General features: G+C 63.3%; 4 protein-coding genes. 1 reads left to right on the forward strand and 3 read right to left on the reverse strand.

Annotated elements, in window-relative coordinates; all coding sequences use genetic code 11:
• Positions 1–607 (reverse strand): metallophosphoesterase (locus E2583_RS20890; protein ID WP_291598277.1); only part of this gene is annotated, 607 nt, incomplete at its 3' end.
• A gap of 13 nt (positions 608–620) precedes the next feature.
• Entirely contained in the window at positions 621–1601 is a 981-nt protein-coding gene (locus E2583_RS20895; RefSeq protein ID WP_291598279.1) for a LysR family transcriptional regulator, read from the reverse strand.
• A gap of 135 nt (positions 1602–1736) precedes the next feature.
• Here E2583_RS20895 and E2583_RS20900 point away from each other — a divergent pair, with 135 nt between their 5' ends.
• Positions 1737–2165: a hypothetical protein gene (locus tag E2583_RS20900; protein ID WP_003059907.1), complete on the forward strand. Its 429-nt coding sequence runs from the start codon at positions 1737–1739 to the stop codon at positions 2163–2165.
• A gap of 307 nt (positions 2166–2472) precedes the next feature.
• Here the strand turns inward: E2583_RS20900 and E2583_RS20905 are convergent.
• A partial coding sequence (locus E2583_RS20905) for a phosphoenolpyruvate carboxykinase domain-containing protein (RefSeq protein WP_291598282.1) occupies positions 2473–2874 on the reverse strand: 402 nt, incomplete at its 5' end.

Here is a 2874-nt window from a genome sequence, read left to right on the forward strand (position 1 = left end):
CGCTGCGCAGACTGGGCGCAAAGTGGGTCACGGCCACCGTGGGCCCGTCAAACGGCTGCTGCAGCGCGGCGCGCAGCCAGTCCTGGCAGAGCAGGCTCTCCTCGCGCATGGGCGCGGCCAGAAACGGCTCCCCCTGGCGGCTGCCCCCAGTCTTTTGGAGATAGAAATTGGCGGCGCGAAAAGCCTTCTCCCGCAGCCGGTGCAAACGCGTGGCGTCGGTCACACCCTCATGCATGGCCATGGCGTCGAAGTCGCTCCACAGCGTGGTGCCGATGAAGCGCACGCCGTCCATGACCACGGTTTCACGGTCGAGCCAGATCAGACCCAGCTTGTCGCACACGCGCTGCAGCCGCTGCCGTGCCGCATCGAAATCCTGCATGTCGTACTCGTGATTGCCGGGCACGAAGAGCACGGGCGTGGGCCAGCCCGCGTATTGGGGCAGCGGCGAGAAACGCTCCAGCCCGAAGTTCTCGCCGTCGACCTGGGTGCTGCTCTGGTAGGAGCCGATATCGCCGGCCAGCACCAGCACATCGGCACCGGACGCCGGCTGGGCCACGAATTGGGGGTGGACTTCAAGGTGCAGGTCGGACAGCAGCTGGATCTTCATGCGGCTAGTTTAGTCAACCATGCTGCGTGACCTGCGCAGAGCCATTGGCAAAGGTGATCTCGGCCGAGCGCGTCAGCGTTTTCAGCAGCCAGTCATAGGCCTGCGGGTGGGGGCCGCGACGACGCCACAGCGCATCCACGTGCACGGGCGTGACGTCGAAAGGCAGCTCGCGCTGCACCAGCTGGTCGCCCATTCCGGTCACGGGCACGAAGTGGCGCGGCAGGATGGTCAGCAGATCGGAATTGATCACCACGCGCGCTGCGGTGAAAAACTGGTTGACGGTGAGCACCACTTCGCGCGAGCGCCCCAGCGAGGCCAGGGCCTCGTCGATGAAGCCGAAGGAGCGGCCCGAGAAGCTCACCAGCATATGGCGGGCCGCGCAGTAGCTGTCCAGCGTCAGCGGCACATGCGCCAGCGGATGGTCCTTGCGCATCACGCACAGATACTCCCCCTCATACAGCCGGCGGCTGTCAAACGCCACCAGACCGCCGGCCTGCGCACGCGCCGTCAGATCGGCCAGTACGGCAGGGAAATAGCCCACGGCCATATCGGCCTCGCCAGCGTCGAGCAAGGGCCTTGGATCGCGCGTGGTCAGCGGCAGCAGACGTACGCCCAGACCCGGGGCCTCGCGCTCCAGGATCGGATACAGGGGCGGAATCAGCGTGGCGGCCGTGGCATCGGCCATTGCGATCACGAACGTGGTGCTGGCCGTCTCGGGGTCGAACTCATCGGGTGCGAGCGCGCCCTCCAGGTGCTGCAGGGCTTCCCGGATCACCGGCCACAGCGCCTGGGCGCGCGGCGTTGGCTCCACGCCCTGCCCCTGGCGCACCAGCAGCTCGTCGCCCAGGACCTCGCGCAGACGGCGCATGGCGTTGCTGACCGCCGGCTGGGTGATGCTGAGCTTGTGTGCCGCGCGCGTGAGGCTGCGCTCGGACATGACCTCATCGAAGACGCGCAGCAGATTGAGATCCAGAGAGCGAAAGTTCAAAGACATGGCACCACCCGATACATCACTGTTGTGAATGCTACAGATTCAAAATATAAATTTGAACACACCTAGGGTAATCCCTATAGTTACACCTGTTCCCCGGGCAATTCGCCAAAAGCGTGGGTCAAAGGGTTATCTGCCATGAGCAACTTTATTTACAACTCCTACTGTGTCGAGCACCCTGGTGTGGTGCGTATCTATCAGGCCAGCGATGAACGCATGGCTGCCATTGCCGCCGAACATGAAGCGCAATCCCAGTCCCGGTCGCACTGGATGGTGCTGGCCGTCGTGCTGGCCGCCCTGGCCGCCGGCGTGTTCCAGGCCACCGAAACCTGGAGCGACGGCCATATGATGGCTGCCTGGATGGTCCTGTGGGCCATGGCCTTTGCCAGCATTGCCCTCTTCTCCCAGCCTGCCCGCCGCGCCATCAATCTGGTGCGTACTGGCTACCGCGCCTGGGTCAAGAGCCGCCAGCAGGCCGCCGCCGATGAGCGCGTCTGGAATGCGGCACTGCAAGACGCCCGCCTCATGGCCGATCTGGCCCGTGCCATGGATCGCCAGAGCCGCTAAGCATTCTCCGCGCTTCGCGCAAAAAAGCCGCTGCCCACAAGGCCGCGGCTTTTTTCGTGGGGAATAGATTTTGATCCAGACAAGCCTCTATCCCAGATTCAGAAAGCGCTTACAGCTACAAAAATAAAAGCAAACAAAAAGCCCTGCAGAAAAATCAGCAGGGCTTTTTTAATGTGCACAGTCTCCGTCAGGGACACCGCGCAAGGGCCGCCCCGCTGCGCTGGTGTCGTCCCCCTCCCGTAGCGTGAAGCGCGTAGAGAGAGGGCGCCCGGCTAGGGGGAAGCCGCGCCGCGGCTCAGGGAGAGAATCAAGCGCTCAAGCGCTTTTCCAGCTCAGCCTTGGTATCCAGCATGGCCTTGGGCAGGTTGTAAGCCAGCTTGTCGAAATGCTCGCCATGCAGCTTCATTTCCTCGGCCCAGGCGGCCTTGTCGATATTGGTCACGCTGTCGAACTGGGCGGCATTGAAGTCCAGGCCGTTCCAGTTGATTTCAGCGTACTGGGGCGCAATACCGAAGGCGGTTTCCTGACCTTGGGCCTGGCCTTCCAGACGGTCGATCATCCACTTCAGCACGCGCATGTTTTCACCGTAGCCGGGCCAGACGAACTTGCCTTCGGCGTTCTTGCGGAACCAGTTGGTGGTGAAGATCTTGGGCAGGGTTGCGCCCTGGCCTTCGATCTTGGCGCCCAGGTCCAGCCAGTGCTGGAAATA

Origin of the sequence: Comamonas sp. (assembly GCF_009360615.1) — a bacterium.
Taxonomy (GTDB): domain Bacteria; phylum Pseudomonadota; class Gammaproteobacteria; order Burkholderiales; family Burkholderiaceae_C; genus Comamonas.

Bases quoted from the DNA above. Each gene is read 5' to 3' on its own strand.
- E2583_RS20895 (WP_291598279.1), bottom strand. From the start codon at position 1,601: ATGTCTTTGAACTTTCGCTCTCTGGATCTCAATCTGCTGCGCGTCTTC.
- E2583_RS20900 (WP_003059907.1), top strand. From the start codon at position 1,737: ATGAGCAACTTTATTTACAACTCCTACTGTGTCGAGCACCCTGGTGTG.